The sequence below is a fragment of the Streptomyces sp. NPDC059828 genome (assembly GCF_042731955.1).
Lineage (GTDB): Bacteria > Actinomycetota > Actinomycetes > Streptomycetales > Streptomycetaceae > Streptomyces.
In genome coordinates, this window is record NZ_JBHWIW010000012.1 from 81,532 (window position 1) to 106,167 (window position 24,636).

At 69.5% G+C, this 24,636-nt stretch carries 21 protein-coding genes, 5 tRNA genes and 1 pseudogene; 18 read left to right on the forward strand and 9 right to left on the reverse strand.

Annotated features, from left to right (window positions below):
• Positions 1-52: 52 nt before the first annotated feature.
• The gene (gene purF, locus ACFV6V_RS10500) at positions 53-1,570 is read left to right on the forward strand and encodes an amidophosphoribosyltransferase (protein ID WP_385561999.1); all 1,518 of its coding nucleotides are present in this window, start codon (positions 53-55) and stop codon (positions 1,568-1,570) included.
• 93 nt (positions 1,571-1,663) lie between these two features.
• Positions 1,664-2,728 carry a phosphoribosylformylglycinamidine cyclo-ligase gene (purM, locus tag ACFV6V_RS10505; protein ID WP_385562002.1) on the forward strand — a complete coding sequence of 355 codons (1,065 nt, stop codon included), beginning with the start codon at positions 1,664-1,666 and terminating at the stop codon, positions 2,726-2,728.
• A gap of 106 nt (positions 2,729-2,834) precedes the next feature.
• On the opposite strand, the gene ACFV6V_RS10510 is transcribed toward purM, so the two are convergent.
• Positions 2,835-3,107 carry a DUF3073 domain-containing protein gene (locus ACFV6V_RS10510; protein WP_385562005.1) on the reverse strand — a complete coding sequence of 91 codons (273 nt, stop codon included), beginning with the start codon at positions 3,105-3,107 and terminating at the stop codon, positions 2,835-2,837.
• A gap of 334 nt (positions 3,108-3,441) precedes the next feature.
• Positions 3,442-4,533 carry a Leu/Phe/Val dehydrogenase gene (locus ACFV6V_RS10515; RefSeq protein WP_385562008.1) on the reverse strand — a complete coding sequence of 364 codons (1,092 nt, stop codon included), beginning with the start codon at positions 4,531-4,533 and terminating at the stop codon, positions 3,442-3,444.
• Positions 4,534-4,728: 195 nt separating this feature from the next.
• Here ACFV6V_RS10515 and ACFV6V_RS10520 point away from each other — a divergent pair, with 195 nt between their 5' ends.
• Both ACFV6V_RS10520 and bldC read left to right on the forward strand, forming a co-directional pair.
• On the forward strand, positions 4,729-5,574 hold the full coding sequence (locus tag ACFV6V_RS10520) for a hypothetical protein (protein ID WP_385562011.1): 846 nt from the start codon (positions 4,729-4,731) through the stop codon (positions 5,572-5,574).
• Positions 5,575-6,161: 587 nt separating this feature from the next.
• Complete coding sequence (gene bldC / locus ACFV6V_RS10525) at positions 6,162-6,368, forward strand: developmental transcriptional regulator BldC (RefSeq protein ID WP_003949541.1); 207 nt, start codon at positions 6,162-6,164, stop codon at positions 6,366-6,368.
• A 242-nt stretch (positions 6,369-6,610) separates the two neighbouring features.
• Here bldC and ACFV6V_RS10530 read toward each other — a convergent pair whose 3' ends face one another.
• The 3 genes from ACFV6V_RS10530 to hrpA form a co-directional block, all read right to left on the reverse strand.
• On the reverse strand, positions 6,611-6,808 hold the full coding sequence (locus ACFV6V_RS10530) for a DUF6274 family protein (RefSeq protein WP_385562014.1): 198 nt from the start codon (positions 6,806-6,808) through the stop codon (positions 6,611-6,613).
• A gap of 183 nt (positions 6,809-6,991) precedes the next feature.
• Positions 6,992-7,066, reverse strand: a tRNA-Asp gene (locus tag ACFV6V_RS10535).
• Positions 7,067-7,156: 90 nt separating this feature from the next.
• Complete coding sequence (gene hrpA, locus ACFV6V_RS10540) at positions 7,157-11,098, reverse strand: ATP-dependent RNA helicase HrpA (RefSeq protein WP_385562017.1); 3,942 nt, start codon at positions 11,096-11,098, stop codon at positions 7,157-7,159.
• A gap of 167 nt (positions 11,099-11,265) precedes the next feature.
• Between hrpA and ACFV6V_RS10545 the strand changes: the two genes are divergently transcribed.
• Positions 11,266-12,147, forward strand: coding sequence for a DsbA family protein (locus ACFV6V_RS10545; RefSeq protein WP_385562019.1), 882 nt, complete (start codon positions 11,266-11,268; stop codon positions 12,145-12,147).
• Entirely contained in the window at positions 12,144-12,989 is an 846-nt protein-coding gene (locus ACFV6V_RS10550) for a cytochrome c biogenesis CcdA family protein (RefSeq protein ID WP_385562021.1), read from the forward strand. The genes ACFV6V_RS10545 and ACFV6V_RS10550 overlap by 4 nt, the downstream gene beginning before the upstream one ends.
• Before the next feature lie 83 nt (positions 12,990-13,072).
• Here ACFV6V_RS10550 and ACFV6V_RS10555 read toward each other — a convergent pair.
• The 4 genes from ACFV6V_RS10555 to ACFV6V_RS10570 all read right to left on the reverse strand — a co-directional run bounded on the left by ACFV6V_RS10555 (position 13,073) and on the right by ACFV6V_RS10570 (position 15,013).
• Positions 13,073-13,146, reverse strand: a tRNA-Phe gene (locus ACFV6V_RS10555).
• A 22-nt stretch (positions 13,147-13,168) separates the two neighbouring features.
• Positions 13,169-13,243 (reverse strand) — tRNA-Asp (locus tag ACFV6V_RS10560).
• Positions 13,244-13,289: 46 nt separating this feature from the next.
• Positions 13,290-13,362, reverse strand: a tRNA-Glu gene (locus ACFV6V_RS10565).
• An 82-nt stretch (positions 13,363-13,444) separates the two neighbouring features.
• A complete protein-coding gene (locus ACFV6V_RS10570) occupies positions 13,445-15,013 on the reverse strand; it encodes a metallophosphoesterase (RefSeq protein ID WP_385562024.1) in 1,569 nt (522 codons plus the stop codon).
• Positions 15,014-15,087: 74 nt separating this feature from the next.
• Between ACFV6V_RS10570 and ACFV6V_RS10575 the strand changes: the two genes are divergently transcribed.
• From ACFV6V_RS10575 to ACFV6V_RS10630, 12 genes and pseudogenes are all read left to right on the forward strand, one after another.
• Positions 15,088-15,438 carry a metallopeptidase family protein gene (locus tag ACFV6V_RS10575; protein WP_361280836.1) on the forward strand — a complete coding sequence of 117 codons (351 nt, stop codon included), beginning with the start codon at positions 15,088-15,090 and terminating at the stop codon, positions 15,436-15,438.
• A complete protein-coding gene (locus ACFV6V_RS10580) occupies positions 15,435-15,995 on the forward strand; it encodes a fluoride efflux transporter FluC (RefSeq protein ID WP_385562027.1) in 561 nt (186 codons plus the stop codon). The genes ACFV6V_RS10575 and ACFV6V_RS10580 overlap by 4 nt, the downstream gene beginning before the upstream one ends.
• Complete coding sequence (gene crcB / locus ACFV6V_RS10585) at positions 15,992-16,366, forward strand: fluoride efflux transporter CrcB (protein ID WP_385562030.1); 375 nt, start codon at positions 15,992-15,994, stop codon at positions 16,364-16,366. Before ACFV6V_RS10580 ends, crcB begins: the two co-directional genes overlap by 4 nt.
• Positions 16,367-16,450: 84 nt before the next feature.
• A complete protein-coding gene (locus tag ACFV6V_RS10590; protein WP_385562032.1) occupies positions 16,451-17,077 on the forward strand; it encodes a hypothetical protein in 627 nt (208 codons plus the stop codon).
• 254 nt (positions 17,078-17,331) lie between these two features.
• On the forward strand, positions 17,332-19,485 hold the full coding sequence (locus tag ACFV6V_RS10595) for a DEAD/DEAH box helicase (protein WP_385562035.1): 2,154 nt from the start codon (positions 17,332-17,334) through the stop codon (positions 19,483-19,485).
• Positions 19,486-19,805: 320 nt separating this feature from the next.
• Positions 19,806-19,878, forward strand: a tRNA-Lys gene (locus ACFV6V_RS10600).
• 162 nt (positions 19,879-20,040) lie between these two features.
• Positions 20,041-20,259: pseudogene (locus ACFV6V_RS10605) on the forward strand (bifunctional DNA primase/polymerase); the annotation flags it as partial.
• A 142-nt stretch (positions 20,260-20,401) separates the two neighbouring features.
• Positions 20,402-20,629, forward strand: coding sequence for a hypothetical protein (locus tag ACFV6V_RS10610; RefSeq protein ID WP_385562038.1), 228 nt, complete (start codon positions 20,402-20,404; stop codon positions 20,627-20,629).
• Positions 20,630-21,131: 502 nt separating this feature from the next.
• Positions 21,132-21,476: a transposase family protein gene (locus ACFV6V_RS10615; RefSeq protein ID WP_385562041.1), complete on the forward strand. Its 345-nt coding sequence runs from the start codon at positions 21,132-21,134 to the stop codon at positions 21,474-21,476.
• Positions 21,428-22,723, forward strand: coding sequence for an ISL3 family transposase (locus ACFV6V_RS10620; protein ID WP_385562116.1), 1,296 nt, complete (start codon positions 21,428-21,430; stop codon positions 22,721-22,723). The genes ACFV6V_RS10615 and ACFV6V_RS10620 overlap by 49 nt, the downstream gene beginning before the upstream one ends.
• Before the next feature lie 188 nt (positions 22,724-22,911).
• Positions 22,912-23,193: a hypothetical protein gene (locus ACFV6V_RS10625; RefSeq protein ID WP_385562044.1), complete on the forward strand. Its 282-nt coding sequence runs from the start codon at positions 22,912-22,914 to the stop codon at positions 23,191-23,193.
• 307 nt (positions 23,194-23,500) lie between these two features.
• A partial coding sequence (locus ACFV6V_RS10630; RefSeq protein WP_385562047.1) for a hypothetical protein occupies positions 23,501-24,636 on the forward strand: 1,136 nt, incomplete at its 3' end.

Here is a 24,636-nt window from a genome sequence, read left to right on the forward strand (position 1 = left end):
GTGCCCCGTACTCAATTCGGACCAGTGGTCGATCTCGCCTACACTCGGTGCCGTGCCACGTGGTGACGGACGACTCAACCACGACCTGCTCCCCGGCGAGAAGGGCCCCCAGGACGCATGCGGCGTCTTCGGTGTCTGGGCTCCGGGTGAAGAGGTCGCCAAGCTCACGTACTTCGGGCTCTACGCCCTCCAACACCGGGGCCAGGAATCCGCGGGTATCGCGGTCAGCAACGGCTCCCAGATCCTCGTCTTCAAGGACATGGGCCTCGTGTCCCAGGTCTTCGACGAGACCTCCCTCGGCTCCCTCAGGGGTCATATCGCGGTCGGACACGCCCGCTACTCGACCACCGGCGCGTCCGTGTGGGAGAACGCGCAGCCCACCTTCCGGGCCACCGCGAACGGCTCCATCGCGCTCGGTCACAACGGCAATCTGGTCAACACGGCGCAGCTCGCCGAGATGGTCGCGGACCTGCCCCGCAGGGACGGCCGCGCCACCCAGGTCGCCGCCACCAACGACACCGACCTCGTCACCGCGCTGCTCGCCGGGCAGACCGACGACAACGGCGAACCGCTCACCATCGAGCAGGCAGCCGCGAAGGTGCTCCCGGAGGTCCGGGGTGCCTTCTCCCTCGTCTTCATGGACGAGCACACCCTCTACGCCGCCCGCGACCCGCAGGGCATCCGCCCGCTCGTCCTGGGCCGTCTCGAGCGCGGCTGGGTGGTCGCGTCCGAGACCGCGGCCCTCGACATCTGCGGTGCGAGCTTCGTCCGCGAGATCGAGCCGGGCGAGATGATCGCGATCGACGAGCAGGGCCTCCGCACCTCGCGATTCGCGGAAGCGAAGCCCAAGGGCTGTGTCTTCGAGTACGTCTATCTGGCCCGCCCCGACACCGAGATCGCCGGGCGCAACGTCTATCTGTCCCGGGTCGAGATGGGCCGCCGCCTGGCCAAGGAAGCGCCTGCCGACGCCGACCTGGTGATAGCGACGCCCGAGTCCGGCACCCCGGCTGCCATCGGTTACGCCGAGGCCTCCGGTATCCCCTACGGCGCGGGACTCGTGAAGAACGCCTACGTCGGCCGGACCTTCATCCAGCCGTCCCAGACCATCCGCCAGCTCGGCATCCGCCTCAAGCTGAACCCGCTCAAGGAGGTCATCCAGGGCAAGCGCCTGGTGGTCGTGGACGACTCGATCGTCCGTGGCAACACCCAGCGCGCGCTGGTCCGGATGCTCCGCGAGGCCGGTGCCGCCGAGGTCCATGTGCGGATCTCCTCGCCACCCGTCAAGTGGCCCTGCTTCTTCGGCATCGACTTCGCGACACGTGCCGAGCTCATCGCCAACGGGATGACCATCGACGAGATCGGTGCCTCGCTCGGCGCCGACTCGCTGTCGTACATCTCCCTCGACGGCATGATCGAGGCGACCACGATCGACAAGCCGAACCTCTGCCGTGCCTGCTTCGACGGCGAGTACCCGATGGAGCTGCCCGACCCCGAACTCCTCGGCAAGCAGCTCCTGGAGACCGAGCTGGCGGGCGGCGCCGACGCCGCCGACGCCCTGCGCCGTCCCTGAGGACCCTTTGGCCTCAGGGCGCTGACGTCCCCGACCAGGCCGGCCCCACACGGGCTCACCAGGCATCCCCATCCAACCGAAAGATCCCAGGCAATGTCTGAGACAGGTGCTTCCTACGCCGCCGCGGGCGTCGACATCGAAGCCGGTGACCGCGCCGTCGAGCTGATGAAGGAGTGGGTCAAGAAGGCCCGGCGCCCCGAGGTGCTCGGTGGCATCGGCGGCTTCGCCGGCCTCTTCGACGCCTCCGCCCTCAAGCGCTATGAGCGCCCGCTGCTGGCCTCCGCCACCGACGGTGTCGGCACCAAGGTCGATCTGGCTCGCCAGATGGGCGTCTACGACAGCATCGGCCATGACCTGGTCGCGATGGTGATGGACGACATCGTCGTCTGCGGCGCCGAGCCGCTGTTCATGACCGACTACATCTGTGTCGGCAAGGTCCACCCCGAGCGCGTGGCCGCGATCGTCAAGGGCATCGCCGAGGGCTGTGTCCTCGCCGGCTGCGCGCTGGTCGGCGGCGAGACCGCCGAGCACCCCGGTCTGCTCGGGCCCGACGACTTCGATGTCGCCGGCGCGGGCACGGGTGTCGTGGAGGCGGACCGGCTGCTGGGCGCGGATCGTATCCGTACGGGGGACGCGGTGATCGCCATGGCGTCCTCCGGCCTTCACTCGAACGGGTACTCGCTCGTCCGGCACGTGGTCTTCGACCGGGCGGGCTGGGCGCTCGACCGGGAGGTCCCGGAGTTCGGCCGCACCCTCGGCGAGGAGCTGCTCGAGCCCACCAAGATCTACTCCCTGGACTGCCTTGCGCTGACGCGTACCACCGAGGTGCACGCCTTCAGCCACATCACGGGCGGCGGCCTCGCGGCCAATCTGGCCCGGGTGGTCCCGGACGGTCTGCACGCGGTCGTCGACCGGTCGACCTGGGTGCCCGCCCCGGTCTTCGAGCTGGTCGGCAGCGCGGGTCAGGTCGAGCGGCTGGAGCTGGAGAAGACGCTGAACATGGGCGTCGGCATGGTCGCCATCGTGCCCGGGGAATCGGTCGACGTGGCGCTGACGACACTCGCCGACCGTGGCGTGGACGCCTGGGTCGCCGGCACGGTCACGGAGCGCGGTGAGCACACCACGGGCGCCGCACTGGTGGGCGACTACGCGAGCTGACGACGCCGGTCACGCGGCCGGGTGACCGGCCCGAACGGCGTGAAAGCGCGAACAGCACGGAAACCCGGTCCAGGGACGAGCCCCGGACCGGGTTTCCGTGTAAGCGTCAAGCGCCGCGGCGCTGCGATGAGGGACCGGACTCGTCCTCGTCCTCGTCCTCGTCATCGTCTTCGTCGTACAGCTCCGCGTAGCGGGCGTACGGGTCGTCGTCTTCCTCGTCATCCTCGAACGGCTCAGCGTTCGGCGGCTGGCTCGAAATCGGACTCGAAGTCGATGCGCCCAGCTCGTTGGCCAGACGCGACAGGTCAGTCCCGCCGCTGTTGTACTTCAGCTGGCGGGCGACCTTCGTCTGCTTGGCCTTGGCCCGGCCGCGCCCCATGGCTCGACCCCCTCGGTGACGGGGCTCGACGGCCCCAGAGTCTTGACACGCGTTCATGATTCGGAACGGGCTCTCCTCAGAGAGACCGGTCCGTAGAGCTTCAACGGTACCTGCTTCCGCGGCCATACGGTACGCCGCCCGCATGACGCGCCAATGCGCAGAACCCGCGAGACGCCCCGTACTCGCTGGTCAACCGTGATTTTAACCCGTTCTCGGCGGTCGACCCGCCGACCGGCGTGAGTCTTCTCTCGCCGGTCGGCGGCGACTGTGCGGGCGGCTGCCCCCGCGATCGTTCCGCGCGGTGTCAACCGCTCCGCGCGAGCCGGACGCAGCGCTATGCGCGGCGCGCCTCCGCCATCCGCTGCTCGGCGATCCGGTCGGCCGCCGCGGCCGGCGGAATACCGTCCGTCTTCGCACGTGCGAATATCGCCAGCGTGGTGTCGAAGATCTTCGCGGCCTTGGCCTTGCAGCGGTCGAAGTCGAAGCCGTGCAGCTCGTCGGCGACCTGGATCACGCCGCCGGCGTTCACCACGTAGTCGGGCGCATAGAGGATGTGGCGGTCGGCCAGATCCTTCTCGACACCCGGGTGCGCGAGCTGGTTGTTGGCCGCGCCGCACACCACCGTCGCCGTGAGCGCGGGCACGGTCTCGTCATTCAGGGCACCGCCGAGCGCGCACGGGGCGTAGATGTCCAGGCCCTCGGTACGGATCAGGGCGTCGGTGTCCTTGACCACCGTGACCTGCGGGAACATTTCGGTGATCCGGCGCAGCGACTCGTCCCGCACATCGGTGACGACCACGTCGGCGCCGTCCTGGACCAGATGTCCGACCAGGTAGTGGCCGACCTTGCCGACGCCCGCGACGCCCACCTTGCGCCCCCGCAGGGTCGGGTCGCCCCACTGGTGCTGCGCGGAGGCGCGCATGCCCTGGAAGACGCCGTAGGCGGTGAGGACAGAGGAGTCGCCGGCGCCGCCGTTCTCCGGGGAGCGGCCGGTGGTCCACTGGTTCGCCCGGGCCACGACGTCCATGTCGGCGACATACGTGCCGACGTCGCAGGCCGTGACGTAGCGGCCGCCGAGCGAGGCGACGAAGCGCCCGTACGCGAGCAGCAGCTCCTCGGTCTTGATCCGCTCGGGGTCGCCTATGATCACGGCCTTGCCGCCACCGTGGTCGAGCCCGGCCATGGCGTTCTTGTACGACATCCCGCGCGAGAGGTTCAGCGCGTCGGCGACGGCCTCGTCCTCGCTGGCGTAGGGGTAGAAGCGCGTACCGCCGAGGGCGGGGCCCAGGGCGGTCGAGTGGATGGCGATAACGGCCTTCAGGCCACTGGCACGGTCCTGGCACAGCACGACTTGCTCGTGGCCGCCCTGGTCCGACCGGAACAGGGTGTGCAGTACGTCGACAGGGGCGCCGGTTACATCGGTCACGGTGGTGACTCCCAAGTACGAAGCGGCGATGGTGGGCCCTTCCCTGGCCGCCCCCTGTGCTTGTGGCCGGGGATGGGTGGGGGAGGGACCGGTTGGGCAAGAGAGTAAGTCCTACGGGTGCGTAGATCCGACCCAGTGCCGAGGATCACCCTCTCCCGGAGTACGCCCGTGTACGAGCGTGGAAGGATCTGCGACATGCCGGCCGTCACCTCTGTGCTCGTTCCGTACGCCGCCTACCTGCGGGTGTACGAGCCCCTGGCGGCGTTCCCCGAGCCCGAGCGGGGCTACTGGGCGCGCTACACCCGCAGCGGGCGGACCCCCACGGCCCAGGACGAACTGCGACGCTCGCTCGCCGACTTGCTGCCCACCCCGCCCGTGCCGGTTCCGGTGCACGAGAGCCCCGACGCGTTTGTGACGGAGGTGGACGGAGTGGTCTGCGTCTGCCCCTGGCGGACCCGGCTGCGGGGCTGGCTGGCACTGATGGAACTGGCGGAGATGTTCCCCGCGCCGGTGCTGGACGCCGTCCTGCCGCCGGTGCTCCGCGGTCAGGCCACCGCGGACTACGAGGCCTGGCGCGAGGGCCATCCCGACGCACGCCCGTGGATCAGGACGGCGGTGTGGCAGGTGCCGGTGCGCTGGTTCTCGCTGTTCGCGGACGAGGAGCGGGAGTACGTGCCGGGCGAGGCGTCGGGAGAGCCGCCGGTGATGCGCTACCGGACGCCGATGGTGCAGGCGCGCCGCAGGCTCGCGCGGGCCCTGAAGACCCTGAGGGAGGCCGTCGACGAGGGCCCGCTCACGGAGGGGCTGGTGGATGTGGGGCGGTGGCTGGAAGAGTTCCACCCGCGCTCCCTGGTCGAGCTCGACTACGGCGGGCTCGTTCACGCCCTGTCCCCGGAGCAGCTCGCCGGTGATCGTTCGGCGGCGGATGTCGCCGAGGGGATCGCCGCCCTGCGGGCCGGAGACGGCGAGGGCGCGGAGGTGGCGTACGGGCGGCTCTCGGAGCGGTGGCGTGCGGTCCGGGATCGCCAGTTCGCGAACTGACGGCCCGACAGTCTCCTATAGCGGTGCAAAACCTCAGATGAGGGCACCTGTCAGGATCTTCGGGTCAAGCGGTCCAATCGCTCCAAGGGTGTGAAGACCCGCAAGAGCGGCAAGACTCACAACACCGGCAAGATTCGCAAGGTTCCCAAGACCGCCAAGGGTGCCAAGACCCCCAAGGGTGACGGACAGCACTAAGTCGTCCCTTGCGTCCATCACCCACCCTCGTGCCAAAATAGGACAAGGAGTCCGGGGAGGGTTCCTTCCATCCGTAAAAGGATGGATTTCTCTGCATTGCACGCTATGGGGGGTCTGATGACTCCTGATCGCTCTGTGACTGATCGTCACTGTGACGTGACTGTCCGTTATGCCATGGTCCATCGGCTTCCGCCGCTGATGAACACCTGAGAGGGCAATTCCATCGGTTTGGCCGACGTGGCTGGACAGATGGTGTAGTTGTAGTGCCGAGGACAAGCCGTTCGTCCTATAACCGACTCGGCCCGCGTCCGCCCATTTCGGGCAACGCGGGTCAAGGTGCAGAATTTAGAGGAAAGAACCGAGAAGGTTCGGTTCTCCCGAGGAGGCCGCTCATGACCGCTCGCACCCCTGATGCCGAGCCGCTGCTGACCCCGGCTGAGGTCGCCACGATGTTCCGCGTGGACCCGAAGACGGTTACGCGCTGGGCCAAGGCTGGCAAGCTCACGTCCATCCGCACTCTTGGTGGACATCGCCGGTACCGCGAGGCAGAGGTCCGCGCACTGCTGGCGGGTATTCCGCAGCAGCGCAGCGAGGCCTGACACCCCGAAAGCCGGGCATAGCCGGGGCCCCCAACCCCGCAGCCCGCAACGAGCTCGACACGGCGGGCGCCTGCCCCAACAGGACTTCGTCGTCGATCGCGCTGGACTCCGCCGGGTCCAGCGCGATCTTTTTTATGGGCGCAAAAACCCGTCGGTAGGCCGTGCAATTGCACATATTAAATCCGCCCGTTGTAGGGGGCGTATAAGGCCACCCGTTGGTAAAACTCGTTCGGTGACTCCCGTCACACGGCGTGGGGGGTCTCCTGTCCGTCCTCGTCGGCGTCCGTGCCGGCCTCCGGGGCTTCTGTGGGCTCCATCGCGAGGCGCAGCAGCCGGTGACAGACGGGACAGTGCCGGGTGAGGTGCCGGTAGCCGGAGACGGCCGACAGGTGGGCGCGCAGCAGCGCCCGGGTCTCGTGCCTCGCTGTGGATGCCGCCATGCGCCACCTCCGCGGTCCGGGGCCGCGTGCCCCTGTCATGTCTGGGTACCGGTGGCAAGTGGCCCCGTCAATACGGCAGAAGGCGCCATGAGGGGTCGGCAGGGGTCGGCAGGGGCTGCGGGCGGTGGGTCGGGAAACGCCAGAAGGCCCGGCACCTGAGGGTGCCGGGCCTTCTGATTACTGCGGTCCTGACGGGATTTGAACCCGCGGCCTCCACCTTGACAGGGTGGCGAGCACTCCAAACTGCTCCACAGGACCAGGTTTCGCAGCCGTTCACTCCTTGGCTGCGAGAGAGACTGTACAGCAGGTCAGAGGGTCCGGTCGAACTCACTCATGGCAACGGCCATGTCACGGCGCCGCCGCGTCGATTGCCTTGACGATGCGCTTGTCCGAAACGGGGTACGCCGTGCCCAGTGCGTGCGCGAAGTAGCTCACGCGCAGTTCCTCGATCATCCAGCGGATGTCCAGCACCTCCTGGGGCACCGGCCGCCCCTTGGGCAGCTGTTCAAGCAGCCAGGCGTACTCGTCCTGCATCTCGTGGACCTTCGCCATGCGCGTGGTGTCCCGCTGCACGGAGGTCGGCATCTGCTGGAGCCGTCGGTCCACCGCGACGAGATAGCGCATCAGGTCGGCAAGCCTCCGCAGCCCCGTGCGGGTGACGAAGCCCGCGGGCATGAGGCCGGCCAGTTGTTCCCGTACGTCCTGAACGTTGTTGATCAGGGTCAGGCTGTTGGTGGCCTTGAGACGCCGCTCACAGGCCTGCCAGGCGGCCAGGATCTGCCCCACCTGGTCCACGGTCCGAACGGTCGTGTCCACGAGGTCCGCCCGCACCGAGTCGAACAGCTTGCGGAAGGCCTCCTCGTCCCAGGCCGGACCGCCGCGCTCGGCGATCAGCCGGTCCGCGGCAGCGGCGGCGCAGTCGTCGAACAGGGCCTGGATGGACCCGTGCGGATTGCGCGAGAGCGCGAGCTTCTGCTGGTTGGTCAGCCGCTCGGAGGCGAACTTCGCCGGATTGACCGGGATGTTCAGCATGATCAGCCGGCGGGTGCCCTGCCACATCGCCTGCGCCTGTTCGGCCTCGGTGTCGAAGAGCCGTACGGACACGCTCTCGCCGGCGTCCACCAGGGCCGGGAAGGCCTTGACGGGCTGGCCGGCGCGGCGGGTCTCGAAGACCTTCGGGAGCGTCCCGAACGTCCAGTCCTTCAGTCCCGTGCGCTCGATCGAGGTGCCGCCCGAGCGCTCGGCCGTGGCCGCGGCGGCCTGGGAGAGCGCCTGCCGGGCCTTGGGCCTCAGCCGGAGCCGCAGGGCTTCCAGGTCCTTGTCCTCGGCGAGGCTGCGGCGGCGCTCGTCGACGATCCGGAAAGTGATCTTCAGATGGTCGGGGACCTTGACGATCTCGAAGTCGTCGGCCGTGACCGGCACACCGACCATGCGCTGCAGCTCCCGCGCCAGTGTCACCGTCAGTGGCTCCTGCAAGGGCACGGCCTTCTCCAGGAAGGCCCTGGCGAAGTTCGGAGCGGGCACGTAGTGGCGGCGTACCGGCTTGGGCAGGGAACGGATCAGCTCGGTGACGACCTCTTCGCGCAGACCCGGGATCTGCCAGTCGAAGCCCTCGTCCGTCACCTGGTTGAGCACCTGGAGCGGGATATGGACGGTGACACCATCGGCGTCCGTACCCGGTTCGAACTGGTAGGTGACCCGGAACTTCAGCTGTCCCTGCCGCCATGAGTCGGGGTAGTCGTCCTTGGTGACCGCCCCGGCCTTCTCGTTGATGAGCATCTCGCGCTCGAAGTCGAGCAGCTCCGGCTGCTCGCGGCGCTCCTGCTTCCACCAGGAGTCGAAATGGGCGCCGGACACCACATGCTCGGGCACCCGCTGGTCGTAGAAGTCGAACAGCGTCTCGTCGTCCACGAGGATGTCGCGGCGGCGGGCCCGGTGCTCAAGCTCCTCCACCTCGGTGAGGAGCCTGCGGTTGTCCGCGTAGAACTTGTGGTGCGTACGCCAGTCGCCCTCGACCAGGGCATGGCGGATGAACAGCTCCCGGCTTGTCTCCGGGTCGATCCGGCCGTAGTTCACCTTGCGCTGGGCGACGATCGGCACGCCGTACAGCGTGACCTTCTCGTACGCCATCACCGCCGCCTGGTCCTTCTCCCAGTGCGGCTCGCTGTAGGTGCGCTTGATCAGATGTCCTGCGAGCGGTTCGATCCACTCGGGCTCGATCCTGGCGTTGACCCGGGCCCAGAGCCGCGAGGTCTCGACCAGCTCGGCGGACATCACGAAACGCGGCGGCTTCTTGAAGAGCGCGGACCCCGGGAAGACGGCGAACTTGGCGCTGCGGGCGCCCAGATACTCGTTCTTCGAGCCGTCCTTGATGTCCTTCATCCCGATGTGGGACAGGAGTCCGGCGAGCAGCGAGACATGCACGGACTGCTCCGGCGCGTCGTCCTCGTTGAGGTGGATGCCCATCTGTTTCGCGACGGTGCGGAGCTGGGCGTAGATGTCCTGCCACTCACGGATCCGCAGGAAGTTCAGGTACTCCTGCTTGCACATGCGGCGGAAGCTGGACGAGCCGCGCTCCTTCTGCTGCTCGCGCACATAGCGCCAGAGGTTGAGGAAGGCGAGGAAGTCGCTGGTCTCGTCCTTGAAGCGGGCGTGCTGCTGGTCGGCCTGCGCCTGCTTGTCGGAGGGGCGTTCGCGCGGGTCCTGGATGGAGAGCGCGGCGGCGATCACCATGACCTCGCGGACACAGCCGTTCTTGTCGGCCTCGAGGACCATCCGGGCCAGCCGGGGGTCGACCGGCAGCTGGGCCAGCTTCCGGCCCATCTGCGTCAGCCGCTTCTTCGGATCCTTCTGCGCCGGGTCCAGCGCGCCCAGCTCCTGGAGCAACTGCACACCGTCGCGGATGTTGCGGTGGTCCGGGGGGTCGATGAAGGGGAACTTCTCGATGTCCCCGAGTCCCGCCGCGGTCATCTGGAGGATGACGGACGCCAGATTGGTACGGAGGATCTCCGCGTCGGTGAACTCCGGCCGGGACAGGAAGTCGTCCTCGCTGTACAGCCGGATGCAGACGCCGTCGGACGTACGGCCGCAGCGGCCCTTGCGCTGGTTGGCGCTGGCCTGGCTGATGGCCTCGATGGGCAGGCGCTGGACCTTGGTGCGATGGCTGTAGCGGGAGATGCGGGCAGTGCCCGGGTCGATCACGTACTTGATGCCGGGCACCGTCAGCGAGGTCTCGGCGACGTTCGTGGCGAGGACGATGCGGCGGCCGGTGTGCGGCTGGAAGACACGGTGCTGCTCGGCGTGCGAGAGACGGGCGTAGAGCGGGAGCACCTCGGTGAAGCGGAGGTTCTTCTTGTTCAGTGCGTCCGCGGTGTCGCGGATCTCGCGCTCACCGGAGAGGAAGACCAGGATGTCGCCCGGACCTTCCTTCTGCAGCTCGGCCGCCGCGTCGCAGATCGCGGTGATCTGGTCGCGGTCGGACTCGTCCGCGTTCTCTTCGTCCCCGTCGAGAAGGGGGCGGTAGCGCACCTCGACCGGATAGGTGCGTCCGCTGACCTCCACGATCGGGGCGTCCCCGAAGTGCCGTGAGAAGCGCTCGGGGTCGATGGTCGCGGAGGTGATGACCACCTTGAGATCCGGGCGCTTCGGCAGCAGCCGGGCCAGATACCCGAGCAGGAAGTCGATGTTGAGGGACCGCTCGTGGGCCTCGTCGATGATGATCGTGTCGTAGGCGCGCAGCTCGCGGTCCGTCTGGATCTCCGCGAGCAGGATGCCGTCCGTCATCAGCTTCACGAAGGTCGCGTCCGGATTCACCTGGTCGGTGAACCTGACCTTCCAGCCCACCGCCTCTCCGAGCGGGCTGCGCAGCTCGTCGGCGACCCGCTCGGCGACCGTGCGGGCCGCGATCCGGCGGGGTTGGGTGTGCCCGATCATTCCGCGCACGCCGCGGCCCAGCTCCAGACAGATCTTGGGGATCTGGGTGGTCTTTCCCGAACCGGTCTCACCCGCGACGATCACGACCTGGTGGTCCCGTATCGCCTCGAGGATCGTGTCCTTCTTCTGACTGACCGGGAGCTGCTCGGGGTAGGACACCCCGGGCACCCGTGCCGCGCGCTCGGCGGTGCGGGCTGCGGACCTGGCGACCTCCGCCGAGATCTCGGCCAGCGCGGTCTGCCGGGCTTCGGGGCTTCGGATACGGCGGGTGCCCTCGAGCCGCCGCCCGAGCCGGTGCGCGTCGCGCAGCGAGATCTCGGCCAGCTGAGTCTGGAGATCGGCGAAGGAAGTAGACATACGGAATCCAGGATCGCACCCGGGCGAGCGGAGTGGCGAACCCATTTCCGACGGTTTCCCGGCGGCGCCCGGGCGGCTGCCGGGTGCACGGAGTGCGGCCCCGTACGATGACGATCACATCAATCCGGACGTACCGGATGTATCGGACTCGGAGGGACCCCGCCGCCATGCCCGATTCCCTGAAGCCCTTCGTGCTCGGTGCCGGGGTGGCCGCGGTCGCGGTGGTGCTCGGTGTCGTCTCGTACACCGCCACCCGCCCCGAGGCGCCCTCGGCGAACTCCGGCGACATCACGGCGGAGTCCACCGCACCCGAGTCCGGGGTCTACCCCGAACTGGAGAAGCTCGCCCGGCGCGCCGCTGGCGACCCCATGGCGCTCGGCCGGACGGACGCGCCCGTGGTCATGATCGAGTACGCCGACTTCAAGTGCGGCTACTGCGCCAAGTTCGCCCGCGACACCCAGCCCGCTCTGGTGAAGCGGTACGTCGACGACGGCACCCTGCGCATCGAGTGGCGCAACTTCCCGGTGTTCGGCGAGGAGTCGGAGAGCGTGGCGCGCGCCTCATGGGCGGCGGGTCAGCAGGGCCGCTTCTGGCAGTTCCACGACGCCGCGTACGCCCCGGAGGCCAAGGAGCAGGGCTTCGGCGCGGAGCGGCTGAAGGAACTCGCGCGGCAGGCGGGTGTGAAGGACCTGGACCGTTTCACGGGCGACGCGGACGGTGAGGCCGCCCGGCAGGCGGTGGTCAGGGACCAGGAGGAGGCTTATGCGCTGGGCGCGACCTCCACGCCGTCGTTCCTGGTCAACGGACGTCCGATCGCCGGGGCGCAGTCGGAGGGGACGTTCGCCGAGGCGATCGACGCGGCGACGGATGCGGCGCGTGAGTCCGCCGACCCCGGGATGGCGGCGGGACCTGACGACCCGAGCCCCGCTCCTCCGAGTGCGACCGCACCGGGCTCGGACGGCCCGAGCCCCGCTCCTCCGAGTGCGACCGCACCGAGCCCGTTCGTGACGCCCGGATCCTCCGCCTCCCGGCAGGAGTCCGGCCGATGACCGGCGTCGGCTATCTCGCCGCCTTCATCGGCGGCCTGCTCGCTCTGCTCAGCCCGTGCAGCGCCCTGCTGCTCCCGGCGTTCTTCGCGTACTCGATCGACACCGCGACCCGGCTCATCGCCCGTACCGGCGTCTTCTACGCGGGCCTGGCGACCACGCTGGTGCCGCTCGGGGCCGCCGGATCGATCGCCGGGCGTCTCTTCTACGGCCACCGCGAGCTGCTGGTCACAGCCGGGGGCTGCCTGATCATCGTGCTCGGCGTGGCCCAGATCCTGGGCCGGGGTTTCGCCCCGCGCCGGCTCGCCGAAGCCAGCGGCCGCATCAGGCCCACGACCGCCCTCTCCGTCTACGCCCTCGGTCTGGTCTACGGACTCGCCGGCTTCTGCGCGGGCCCGATCCTCGGGAGCGTCCTCACCGTGGCGGCCCTCAGCGGCAGCCCCACCTACGGGGGCTTGCTGCTCGCCGTCTACGCCCTCGGGATGGCCGTACCGCTCTTCGCGCTCGCGCTCCTGTGGGAGCGCTGCCGTCTCGGCGAGCGCGGATGGCTGCGTGGCCGCACGATCCGTGTCGCCGGTGGCCGCCTCGGGCTGCATACGACATCCGTGCTGTCCGGACTGTTCTTCATCACCCTGGGCGGCCTCTTCCTCCTCTTCGACGGCATGACCGCACTGCCCGGTCTGCTCCCGGTCGATCTGTCGTACGAGCTGGAGAAATGGGCGGTCGGCGTCGGCCAGGCGGTACCGGACTGGGCTCTGGTCGGCCTGATGGCGCTGACCGCGGGGGCCGTCCCCGCGGTACGCGCCTGGCGTCGGCGCGGCGCGGCTGCCCGACCGAGTGCGTGATGGCCCTGAACGAAGAGGAACGACAACGAGAACACCCCTTCCGAAGTCCTTCGGAAGGGGTGTTCTGCCCTGACGGGCTGCGGTGGCTGGGGCCGGGGTCGAACCGGCGACCTTCCGCTTTTCAGGCGGACGCTCGTACCAACTGAGCTACCCAGCCACGCGGCTCTGACGAGCCGCAGCGGTCCTGACGGGATTTGAACCCGCGGCCTCCACCTTGACAGGGTGGCGAGCACTCCAAACTGCTCCACAGGACCAGAGGTGATGCATTGTGCGAGAGCAAGTCTCGCACACGGTGATGCGTGCCCCCAACGGGATTCGAACCCGTGCTACCGCCTTGAAAGGGCGGCGTCCTGGGCCACTAGACGATGAGGGCTAAGAGGCCCGCCGTGGGCGCTTCGCACCGCGTCGGGGACGTGAGAAGCATATGGGATGCGGGGAGCTATCGCCAAAACGGTTTACGGGGCCGGGCTGCGCGGGGGTGCCGAGGGTCCGGAGCGCGGGGGCGGGGTGGCCACCAGATGCCGGCTGACCTCGGCCGTCGTCAGGCCCAGGCCGCCCAGGGTGATCTCGTCCCAGGCCTGGAGCGCGCGGGTGCCGCGGTCGAGGTAGAGGACGGAGGCGCGCACCTGCTCCGGCTCCTCGTTCTGGACCGCGCGCAGTCCACCGCCGCCCGTGGAGCCCTCGATCTTGAGGCGGGTGCCGAGCGGGAGCTGCTCGTTCTCGCGGTGGTGGACATGACCCGCCAGGGCGAGCGGGACCGCGCCGTCGGTCTCGCGGGCCGCGACCGGGTTGTGGGCGACCGCGATGTCGACGGGTGTGCCCGCGCGCCGCTGGTCACGCAGGGCGGAGGCGAGACGGATACCGGCCATCCGCTCGGCCGGGTCGCCGCCCGGCACCGTGGTGCGGTCGGGCGTGAACTGGGGATCGCCCGTGCCGGCCACCCGCAGACCGCCGACGGTGACCGCGCGGCCCTCGTCGAGCACATGCACGTTCTTGAGGCCCTGGAGGTAGCGCTGGGTGGCGGGCGAGTCGTGATTGCCGCGCACCCAGACGTAGGGCGCGCCGAGATCGGGAATCGGGTCGAGGAAGGCGTTCTCGGCGGCGCTGCCGTGGTCCATCGTGTCCCCGGAGTCGATGATCACGTCGATCTTGTACTGCTCCACCAGCGAGCCGATGATGTGCCAGGCCGCCGGGTTGAGATGGATGTCGGAGACGTGCAGCACGCGGACCGTCCCGGGGTCCGGCTGGTAGACCGGCAGCGTGGAAGTGGCGTCGTACAGCTTGGTGACATTGGTGACCAGCCGTGCCAACTCCTTCTGGTAGACGTCGAATTCGGTGACGATCGAACGGGCGTTGCCGACGACGGAGGGTGCGCTGCTCAGCAGCCCGGAGAACTTCGGTTCGAGAACCGACTTCGGGTTCCAGGTGGCGTACGCGCTGGCGCCGGACGTCGCGAGAAGCGCCAGCGCCAGCCCACCCGCCGCCAGCGCGCGGCGTGGGCGGCGATAGACGGCCAGGCCGAGGGCGGTGGCGCCGGACACGACGGCGACGCAGGACCGCCAGGCCAGCTCGCGGGAGCCGTCCCGCACGTCGTCGGCGACCTCCTGCTGGAGGCCCGACAGCCGCTCGGGGTGCTCGACGAGGGCTTGGGACCGCACAGGGTCCAGACGGTCGACGTCGACATCGAGGCGGATGGGCGCCACATGGGAGTCCAGCTCCAGGGCGCCCAGCGGCGACACGTTGATCTTCGTGCCGCCGGAGAGGGACGGGCGCAGGGTCATGGTCGTGTCCATCGGCCCCACGGGCGCCCGGACCGCCCCGACGATCAGCAGCCCGAGCCAGGCGCCGACCAGCACGAGCGTGACCAGGCCGAGTGCGCGGGCATACGGGTGGGGTGCGGAGTCCGTGGAGAGAAGGCCGGTGCGGAGCTGGTTCCTGTGGTGGTGCCTATGCCGGCTCCTGCGCAGGCCGGGGCGCGGGATACGGGTGACGAAGGCGCGGAGCCGTTCACGAGCGCGAGCCATTGGTCCCGTATGCCCAGGTGCAGGGCCGGGTATGCCGCGTGCCCCGCACCCACCGGCTGCGTGACAATGGCCGGGTGCTGGAGATGACGCGCGAGGAGTTCGAGGAACTGGTCGCCGAGGCCCTGGACCGGATTCCACCGGAGCTGACGCGGCTGATGGACAACGTCGCGGTGTTCGTCGAGGACGAACCGCCCGCCGACGACCCGGAGCTGCTCGGGCTCTATGAGGGCACCCCCCTGACCGACCGCGGCGAGTGGTACGCAGGCGTCCTGCCGGACCGGATCACCATCTACCGGGGGCCGACCCTGCGGATGTGCGAGTCGAGGGAGGACGTGGTGGCCGAGACCGAGGTCACCGTGGTCCATGAGATTGCCCATCACTTCGGCATCGACGACGAACGGCTGCACGCACTGGGGTACGGATGAGCCTCGATCCTGAACGCGGTCGTGGCCCTAAAGGCGGTCGTGGGCCTGAACGCGGTCGTGGTCATGGACACGGTCCCGGTTCCCACCACGATCCCGCCCCCGATGAGCCCGTCGACCCGGATGTCGACCTCCACCAGCCCGCGCAGCGTGCCGAGACCAGCGGTGCCGGGAAGTGGAAGGTGCTCGCCGCCGTCTCCGCGGGCGGGGTCATCGGGGCGTGCGGCCGCTACGGGGTCTCGCTCGCCTGGCCGTCCCCATGGGCGACGCTTGCCGTCAACGTTTCGGGCTGCGCACTCATCGGCGTGCTGATGGTGCTGGTCAGCGAGCACAAGGTGGTCACCTGGGCGCTGGCGAGGCCGTTCCTGGGGGTCGGGGTGCTCGGCGGCTACACCACTTTCTCCAGCTATGTGCTGGACATCGCGACGCTGGCGGACCATCAGAAGGGGCTCATGGCGGCCGGATACGCCGCCGCCACGCTGGCCGGGGCGCTGGGCGCGGTGTGGCTGGCGGCCACGCTGACGCGCAGGGCGCTGGGAGCGGGCGCGGTGGCCCCGTGAACTGGCTGCTGGTGGTGGTCGGCGCGGCCTTCGGGGCGCCGCTGCGGTATTTGACGGACCGTGCGGTGCAGGCGCGGCACGGCTCGGAGTTCCCCTGGGGGACCTTTGCGGTGAACGTCGCCGGGAGCCTGGTGCTGGGTCTGATCGCCGGGGTGTCGGCCGCCGAGGGGCGTTCGTCGGGCGTGTACGCGCTGCTCGGCACCGGGTTCTGCGGGGCGCTGACGACGTATTCGACCTTTTCGTACGAGACGCTCCGGCTGGTCGAACGGGGGCGGTCGCGGTGGGCGGCTGCGAACGTGGGTGCGTCGTTGCTGGTGGGACTGCTTGCGGTGTGGCTGGGTGCGGACCTGGCGGGCGGGCTGGGCCGGTAGGAGGACCGGGCGGGGGCGTGTCCCCCGTGGGGCGTGGGGAGTTGGGCAGGCAGACCGCGATCCCGCGTCCCGGAGGTGCCGCCCATGCGCCAGTTGTCCGCCCCTGGCCGTTGTGCCGTATGGCTCGCCACCGTCCTCGCGGCGGCCACCACCGCGGGGTGCGTCAGCGTGGGCGATGACGGCGGGGCGGCGGCGCCGTCGAAGCCCCCGCAGCCGCGCGGAGCAAATGCCGAGCCGGACGGTGGAGGCGCGGCGTCGGGTGGCGGCGGCGGGCGCTCCCGTACGGGCATGGGTGGCACCAGGCACTCCCGGGACACCGGGGACAAGCACGAAGGCAAGGACGCGGGGGCCGACGGCGGCCCGAGTACGTCCGCGGCTGCACCCACCACGCGCCCCCCGGCCGCGAGCGGGGGCGGGAGCGCCGGGGTCCCGCCCCGAACCCCCGGTCCCCAGGGGCCCACCGGCGCGCCGGACCAACCCGACCCGCCGACGGATCCGACGCCCCCGGCCGGGGAACCGACCACACCGGTGGACCCGACTTCGCCCGGTACGGACCCGGGCCCTACGGAGCAGCCGCCGACCGATCCGCCGACCGAGACGCCTGCGGCGGAAACACAGCTGGGCGAGCTGCGGGAATCGTCCGATGCGTGGTCGGACGGGCCCTACGCGGATCCGTATGCCGAGCCGGAGGCGCGGCTCGGCACCGGGTGACACCCACGAAGCGCGTGCCGGGGTGGTGGCGGGCGGCGGGGTGTGACGAGGGCCGCAACCTCCTGGTTTGCTTTCGGTGGGGGAGGGTGCGTATGGTGGTAGATCGTTTGATCCCATTTGCCCGGCGCCACCACAGAAGCGCGCCGCGTGTGGCGCGTACTCTCCCTTGCCGTGGCTGACCGCATTGAGGCGGTCGAATTGCGAATCACGGAGTTTGGGCGCGTGCCGAGACTCCGGAAGGTTTCGCATTTCGCATGTCCATTTCCAGTTCTGACCGTGCCGTCCTGCCCGAGAACGATCTCGAGAACGAGAACGGCGTTGCGGTCGACACCGCGGCCGACACCGACGCCGCTGAGGCCGCGGCTCCCGAGGTGACCTTCGGTGACCTGGGCCTGCCCGACGGCGTGGTCCGCAAGCTCGCCCAGAACGGTGTCACCGTCCCGTTCCCGATCCAGGCCGCGACCATCCCGGACGCCCTCGCCGGCAAGGACATCCTCGGCCGTGGCCGTACCGGCTCCGGCAAGACGCTCTCCTTCGGCCTGCCGACCCTGGCCACGCTGGCCGGCGGTCAGACCGAGAAGAAGAAGCCCCGCGCGGTCATCCTCACCCCGACCCGTGAGCTCGCGATGCAGGTCGCGGACGCGCTCCAGCCCTACGGCGACGTTCTCGGCCTGAAGATCAAGGTCGTCTGCGGCGGTACGTCCATGGGTAACCAGATCTACGCGCTCGAGCGCGGCGTCGACATCCTCGTCGCCACCCCGGGCCGACTGCGCGACATCATCAACCGCGGTGCCTGCTCCCTCGAGCAGGTCCAGGTCGCGGTCCTCGACGAGGCCGACCAGATGTCCGACCTGGGCTTCCTGCCCGAGGTCACGGAGCTGCTCGACCAGGTGCCCGAGGGCGGCCAGCGCATGCTCTTCTCCGCCACCATGGAGAACGAGATCGGCACGCTGGTCAAGCGCTACCTGAACAACCCGGTCAGCCACGAGGTCGACAGCGCCCAGGGCAACGTCACGACCATGACGCACCACGTCCTCGTCGTGAAGCCGAAGGACAAGGCCCCGGTCACGGCCGCGATCGCCGCCCGCAAGGGCCGGACGATCATCTTCGTGCGCACCCAGCTCGGCGCCGACCGTATCGCCGAGCAGCTCATCGAGGCGGGCGTGAAGGCGGACGCGCTGCACGGCGGCATGACGCAGGGCGCCCGTACCCGCGTCCTCGCCGACTTCAAGGACGGCTACGTCAACGCGCTCGTCGCCACCGACGTCGCCGCCCGCGGTATCCACGTGGACGGCATCGACCTGGTGCTGAACGTGGACCCCGCAGGTGACCACAAGGACTACCTGCACCGCTCCGGCCGTACCGCCCGCGCGGGCCGGTCCGGCACGGTCGTCTCGCTGGCGCTGCCGCACCAGCGCCGCCAGATCTTCCGCCTCATGGAGGACGCGGGCGTCGACGCCTCGCGCCACATCGTCGGCGGTGCGGGCACCTTCGACCCGGAGGTCGCCGAGATCACCGGTGCCCGTTCGCTGACCGAGGTCCAGGCCGACTCCGCGAACAACGCCGCCAAGCAGGCCGAGCGCGAGGTCGCCCAGCTCACCAAGGACCTGGAGCGCGTGCAGCGCCGCGCCAACGAGCTCCGCGAGGAGGCGGACCGCCTGGTGGCCCGTGCCGCGCGCGAGCGTGGTGAGGACCCGGAGGCCGCGGTCGCCGAGGTGACGGAGGCGGCGCAGGCCGAGGCCGTCGCGGAGGCAGCGAAGGCTTCGGTGCCGGAGCAGCGTGAGGAGCGCGAGCCGCGCGAGTCCCGGGATGAACGCCCCTCGTACGAGCGCCGTGACCGCCGCGACGATCGGGGCAACTTCGACCGCCGCGACCGCCGTGACGACCGTCGTGACGGTGACCGTCCGTTCAACCGTGACCGTCGTGACGACCGTCGTGACGGTGACCGTGGTGGCTTCCGTCGTGACAACGACCGTCCGTTCAACCGTGACCGTCGTGACGACCGCCGTGACGGTGACCGTCCGTTCAACCGCGACCGTCGTGACGACCGCCGTGATGGCGACCGTGGTGGCGACCGTGGTGGTTTCCGTCGGGACAACGACCGGTTCGAGCGTCGGGACAACGACCGTCCCTTCAACCGCGACCGTCGTGACGACCGCCCCGCGGGCGGCGGCTTCCGCCGTGACGACCGTGGTGGCCGCCCCTTCGAGCGCCGTGACCACCGGAGCGGTGACCGTCCGTTCAACCGTGACCGTCGAGACGACCGCCCCGCGGGTGGCGGCTTCCGCTCGGCCGGCCACGACCGCCCGCACGGCCGCCGTGACGACCACCGCGGTTCGGGCACGGGCACCGGGTCGTTCGGTGGCGGCCGCCGCGAGGACAAGCCGCGCTGGAAGCGCAACGGCTGATCGGCGACTCAGCTGATCGGCGAAGCGGCTGACCAACAGCTTCGCGCCTGATGGGCCCGGACAGCACCGTGAGAGCGGTGGTGTCCGGGCCCATTGCTCGTGGCCGTGTACTCCGCGTGCTCCGCGCTCTTGCGCGGGCGCTGCGCTGACTGGTGGTCATCGGCACGAGTCCGGAGATGGCCACTTCCTGCGGGAAGTTCACGAGCGAGGCCCGTCCTGACCGCATGGGTGGGTGCACCGGCACCTGCGACGACGCCCGGGAGCCGATACCCGATCGGATCCTCGCCGCGGTCCGGCTATGCTCAGTGATGACGCGTCGAGGGCCGTTAGCTCAATTGGCAGAGCAGCGGACTTTTAATCCGTTGGTTGTGGGTTCGAGTCCCACACGGCCTACCGCATGCGGGGACGGGGAAGCATCCCCTGACCTGTGCTTTAGTGCCCCATCCGAGTGCTTCGGGTGGGGCACTTTGCTGTGCCGGGGGCGGCCGTTGGCCTGATGTGAGCCCGAGGTGAGCCCGGCGGTACGCCCTGCTCGTCGAGGCGCGGCGCGCTGCGCTGCTTGGCTGTGGGCCGGAGACCCTCATGGTGCGCACGCCTTCTGGCGGAGTGCACTACTGGCTCCGCGCTCCGGCCGGAACGACATGGCGCCCGCTCGCAGGAGCCCTGGGCTGGCAGCTCGATGTGCGCGCAGGTTCCTCGTACGCAGTCGCCCCGGGCACCGCCACCCGCTCCGGCACGTACACCGCACTCGGCGACTGCCGCATGGTCGCCGAGCTGCCGGTGTGGCTGGCGCACGACCTCGACCGCACCGGGCACCGCGTGCGTCCCGAGCGACCGCGCACGGTGCTGCCCTGGCGCTCCCGCAGCATGGGCAGCGGCTTACATCGCCCGTGCCGTCGAGGGCGAACTCCGAGCCGTGGCCGAGGCGCAGCCCGGAACCAGGAACGCGACGCTCAACCGCGCCGCATTCAAGCTTGGCACGCTCTGCGCGGCCGGCCGCGTCGACCGCGGGCAGCTCGTCGATGTCCTGCTCGACACCGCCCGGCACGGTGGGCTGCCCGAACGCGAGGCCGAGGCTGCTATTCGCTCCGGCCTGACCGCCGGCGAGCGGCGCCCGCGCACGTACACCGGGCGCGCCGCATGACTGCCCCGACCTTTGACCCGATCGCTGCCACCCGCTCCGTCGTCCCCTTCCCGAGGGTGGAGCAGGGCGGGTAACAGCCACGCCCCGCGAACCAGGAACGGCAGCCCTCGCAGGCCGACGTGCTGCGTGTCCTCGGGCAGAACCGGTTCCGGTACCCGCACCACAACGGCGCTCCCCGCGTCCGACAGGTGGCGCCCGCACTCCGTGCCCGCGGCATCCATGTGCGGCGTGCCTCTGCCAGCAACAAGCACGGCGAGGTCTACAACGTCACCCACGATCCCATCTCATGAGCCGCTCTCGACGGGCTGGCTTCGTTCACGAGAATGGGGTTCTGGCACAGATCTTGGGGAGCGGTCGCGGAGAGTCACCTTGGTGTTCGATTGTGAGGGGCTGGGTGGCGTGAGATCGCGTACGCCTGGCCGTCCGACAGCCGAGAGTGACGCTCCGTCAAGTCTTCCGTCGTCTCTGCCGTGGTCGGCCGTGCGTAGTGATCGTGCTGGTCATGCAGACCGATGCATCGTTGTGGGACTCGCTCGTGTTTGACGGTATCGACGACGTGGACGTCGAGGCAGTGACGGCTGCGTTCGGCACGGTCGAGGTGGTGGCGAGAGGCCGACTGTCCGGGGCGGAGTGTCCGGACTGCGGCCGTTTCTCGGACCGAGTGCACGACCGCTATCACCGCAGGTTGAAGGATCTTCCGCTCGCTGAGCAGGGCTTTGTGATCCGGCTGATGGTCCGGCGTTCATCTGTGGAGCTGCAGACTGTCCGCGTCGCACGTTCGCCGAGCGGTTCTCGCGGCTGGCCGCCCCGTACGCACGGTTCACCGCCCGGCTCAACCGTGCCCTGAAGCGGGTGGGGCTCGCGCTAGCCGGGCGGGCCGGCGCCCGGCTGGCCGCCCAGCTGGGATGCGGCGCGGGAAGAATGACCTTGCTACGCAGGGTCATGGCATTGCCCGATCCGCAGTTCAGCACGCCGCGGGTGCTGGGTGTGGACGACTTCGCGATCCGTCGCGGTCAGACCTACTCCACCGTCTTGACCAGCATCGAAGACCACCGCGTGGTCGATGTCCTCCCGACGCGTGAAGCCGATCCGCTGGCCGCGTGGCTGATCCTTCACCCAGGCGTGGAGATCATCTGCCGGGACCGGGCGGGTTCCTACGCCGAGGGTGCCCGACGCGGTGCCCCCGATGCTCTGCAGGTCGCTGACCTGTTTCACCTGTGGCAGGGCCTCGGCCGGGCCGTGGAGACCTGCGTTGCCGCCCACCGCGACTGTCTGCGCAACCCGTCGCCCAGCGGCGTGCTGCCGGAGACGACCCGCCCGGACTCCGGCCGGCTGCAGGACGACTCGGAACCCGTCGGTCGGCGGGCCGAGCGCAAGAAAGCCGCCCACGCCCTGGTCCACGAGATGCTCGCCCAAGGCCACTCGCGCCGGGCGATCGCCCGGCACCTGGGCTGGGGCCTCAACACCGTGCTCAGATACGCGAACGCCGCGAACTGGCAGGACACCATCCGCGAAAACCGGCCCCGCCCCAGCAGACTGGACCCCTACAAGCTCCACCTGGAGCGACGCTTCGCCGCGGGATGCACCAGCGTCACCCAGCTCCACAGCGAACTTGTCGCCGACAACGCGCCCGTCACCTACCAGATGGTCCGCGCCCACATCGCCACCCTCCGCGGGACTCCCGCCGAAACGCCACCTCGAACTCCGACGGTGCGTCAGGTGACCGGCTGGCTCACCCGACACCCCACTGCGCTGAGCGAGGAAGACCGGGCCGGCCTGAAGGATGTCCTTGCACGCTGCCCTGAACTTGACACAGCCGCCGGACACGTCCGCGACTTCGGCGAGATACTCACCGACCGCCTCGGCTCCACACTCCCCACCTGGATCGACGCAGTCGATGGCAGCCAGCTTCCCGGCCTCACCGGCTTCGCGCTCCACCTTCTGCGGGACCTTGACGCCGTGATAGCTGGGCTCACTCTCGACTGGAGCTCCGGCAGCATCGAGGGTGCCGTTAACCGCATCAAGAAGATCAAGCGCCAGCTCTACGGCCGAGCCGGATTTGAACTCCTCCGCAAGATGATCCTGCTCCAGTAACACTGCGCGAGCAGCCGCCCACCCGTGGCAGGATGGCCTCATGTTGATCCGAAAGGGCGATGCCGCGTAGGCGTCCCAAGGCCGTCCGCGCAGAGCGGTGGCGGCCACGATGGCAGTGTTCGGTCCTGAGAGTCCGCGGTGTCTCTGCGCGGACTCGTGCAGCGATCCGCCGGGTCGAAGACCAGGAGATGTGGCCCCACGCGGTCGCCGATGCGCTCTCGTGTTTCGAGCGAGCTTTTAACCAGCCGGGACGCTACCTGGACGCCTCCGAGTTCGAATCGCCCGGGATGGGAGATGCCCGTGACGACCTCGAGTGGGCGATGCGGCTCCTTCCTCCCGGAGCGCAACGGGACTTGGGCCGACTGATCACACGCATCGATGAGGAATTCGAGCGCCGCACCCTGCCCGACCCCAACAATATTGAGTTGGCGGTGTTCGGCTGGTGGTGGACCAGAATGCGAGAACGCTGACGAGCCCCGGACCCGCGCCCTCAATCGAACGACACCGTCACCCTCCGCGACGACTCCCCAAGATCTGTGCCAGAACCGAGAATGGGCAGCAGATGTTCGCCACTTCGGGAGGCGCCACAGCACACCGGGAATTCGAACACTGAGCGAGTCGCTTGCCGCAGTCAGAGGCGGCGGCTGGCACTTGCCCGTGCTGCGTTGATACTCCACGACGGTGGCGGGTGCCGTTCCCGCAACGGATGAGAAAACATGTTGGCCGGCTGCCGGCGAGCTGCGAAGATGCGTCTGTTTGTTCCCAGGCGGAGGGCATTTGTTCGTTTTCGTGTGTGCGGGATGCGGCGCCGAGTTGACCACCCCGCTGTCACAGGTCTCGCTGCCAGTCCACGCCCGTCAGAAGTACGGGAACGGGGCCCAGCTTCCAGTGCTCATGCAGTCAGGAACGTTTGCCGTGGACTCGAACCCCTGGGGAGGGCCGTGGCGGATGTGGGACGAGATCGATCCGGGCGAGGCGGAGGCACGCGGCATCTACGCGCCGGTCTATGCCCTGTCCGACAGCACGCCCGGGGCGAGTGTCATCGCGCCCGGTGATATTCGTGGAACCCGGCTGATTCCTGAGAAGCGCGGCGGTGCCTGCTGTGGCCTCGACGGAGCCGACGGGCCCAACGTGGCCTGCGAGGCATGCGACCTCCCCGTGGCGACCAGGGTCGACGACTGCTCGCTCTGGCAGGCAGTGTGGCTCAGCTCGGACGCCGTGCACCGCGTCCCCGTTGACGGTACCCACGCTGCGCCCCTCTCCTGGGCTGAACTGGCAGAGAAGGGGGAGAAAACGCCCCCGTTCGAGCCGATTGCCACGTGGGGAGGACGGTTGGGGTCGAACCACTACTGGTCGTGGAGTCCGCAGTGGGAGGCGGCAGCCGGACAGGCGCTCGCCCACCTACTGGTTGCCTCCCAAGGGCAGCCGGTGAAGGTCCCGGGCGGTCTGACCGCGGACGTGTTCCAACGCGCGCTCGACGCCCTGCTGCCCGCAGGCCCCCTGAAGCGGCGCGCCGTCCTAGCTGGACCGGGACAGCCCTACCCGGACGCGGGCGTCGACATCCTCCTCGTACCGGTCCATCCCCAGACTGGTCAGACCTGGACCCCCGCCAGCCCGACTGCGTCGGCGTACCTGGTACCCCTGCCGCTGGGGGTATGGCTGTGGCTGGCCTCTCCCCAGCCTTACTTGCCGGTCCCCACATCAGGCCGCATACCCCAAGACGTCCTCCGCGACGACCCGCTCCCGCTGCTCCCCACCTACCTGTTCCGAGCCGACCGGGATACGTTCCAGCACACCTTGGTCCGGCTACCAGCCGTGGGGGGGGGGGGGGGGGGGGGCGAAGGTGAGATACACAACAGGGGGCGGGCGGCGGGCCGGGTTATATCGCGGGGGAGTCTAAAAAGAGGCCGAGA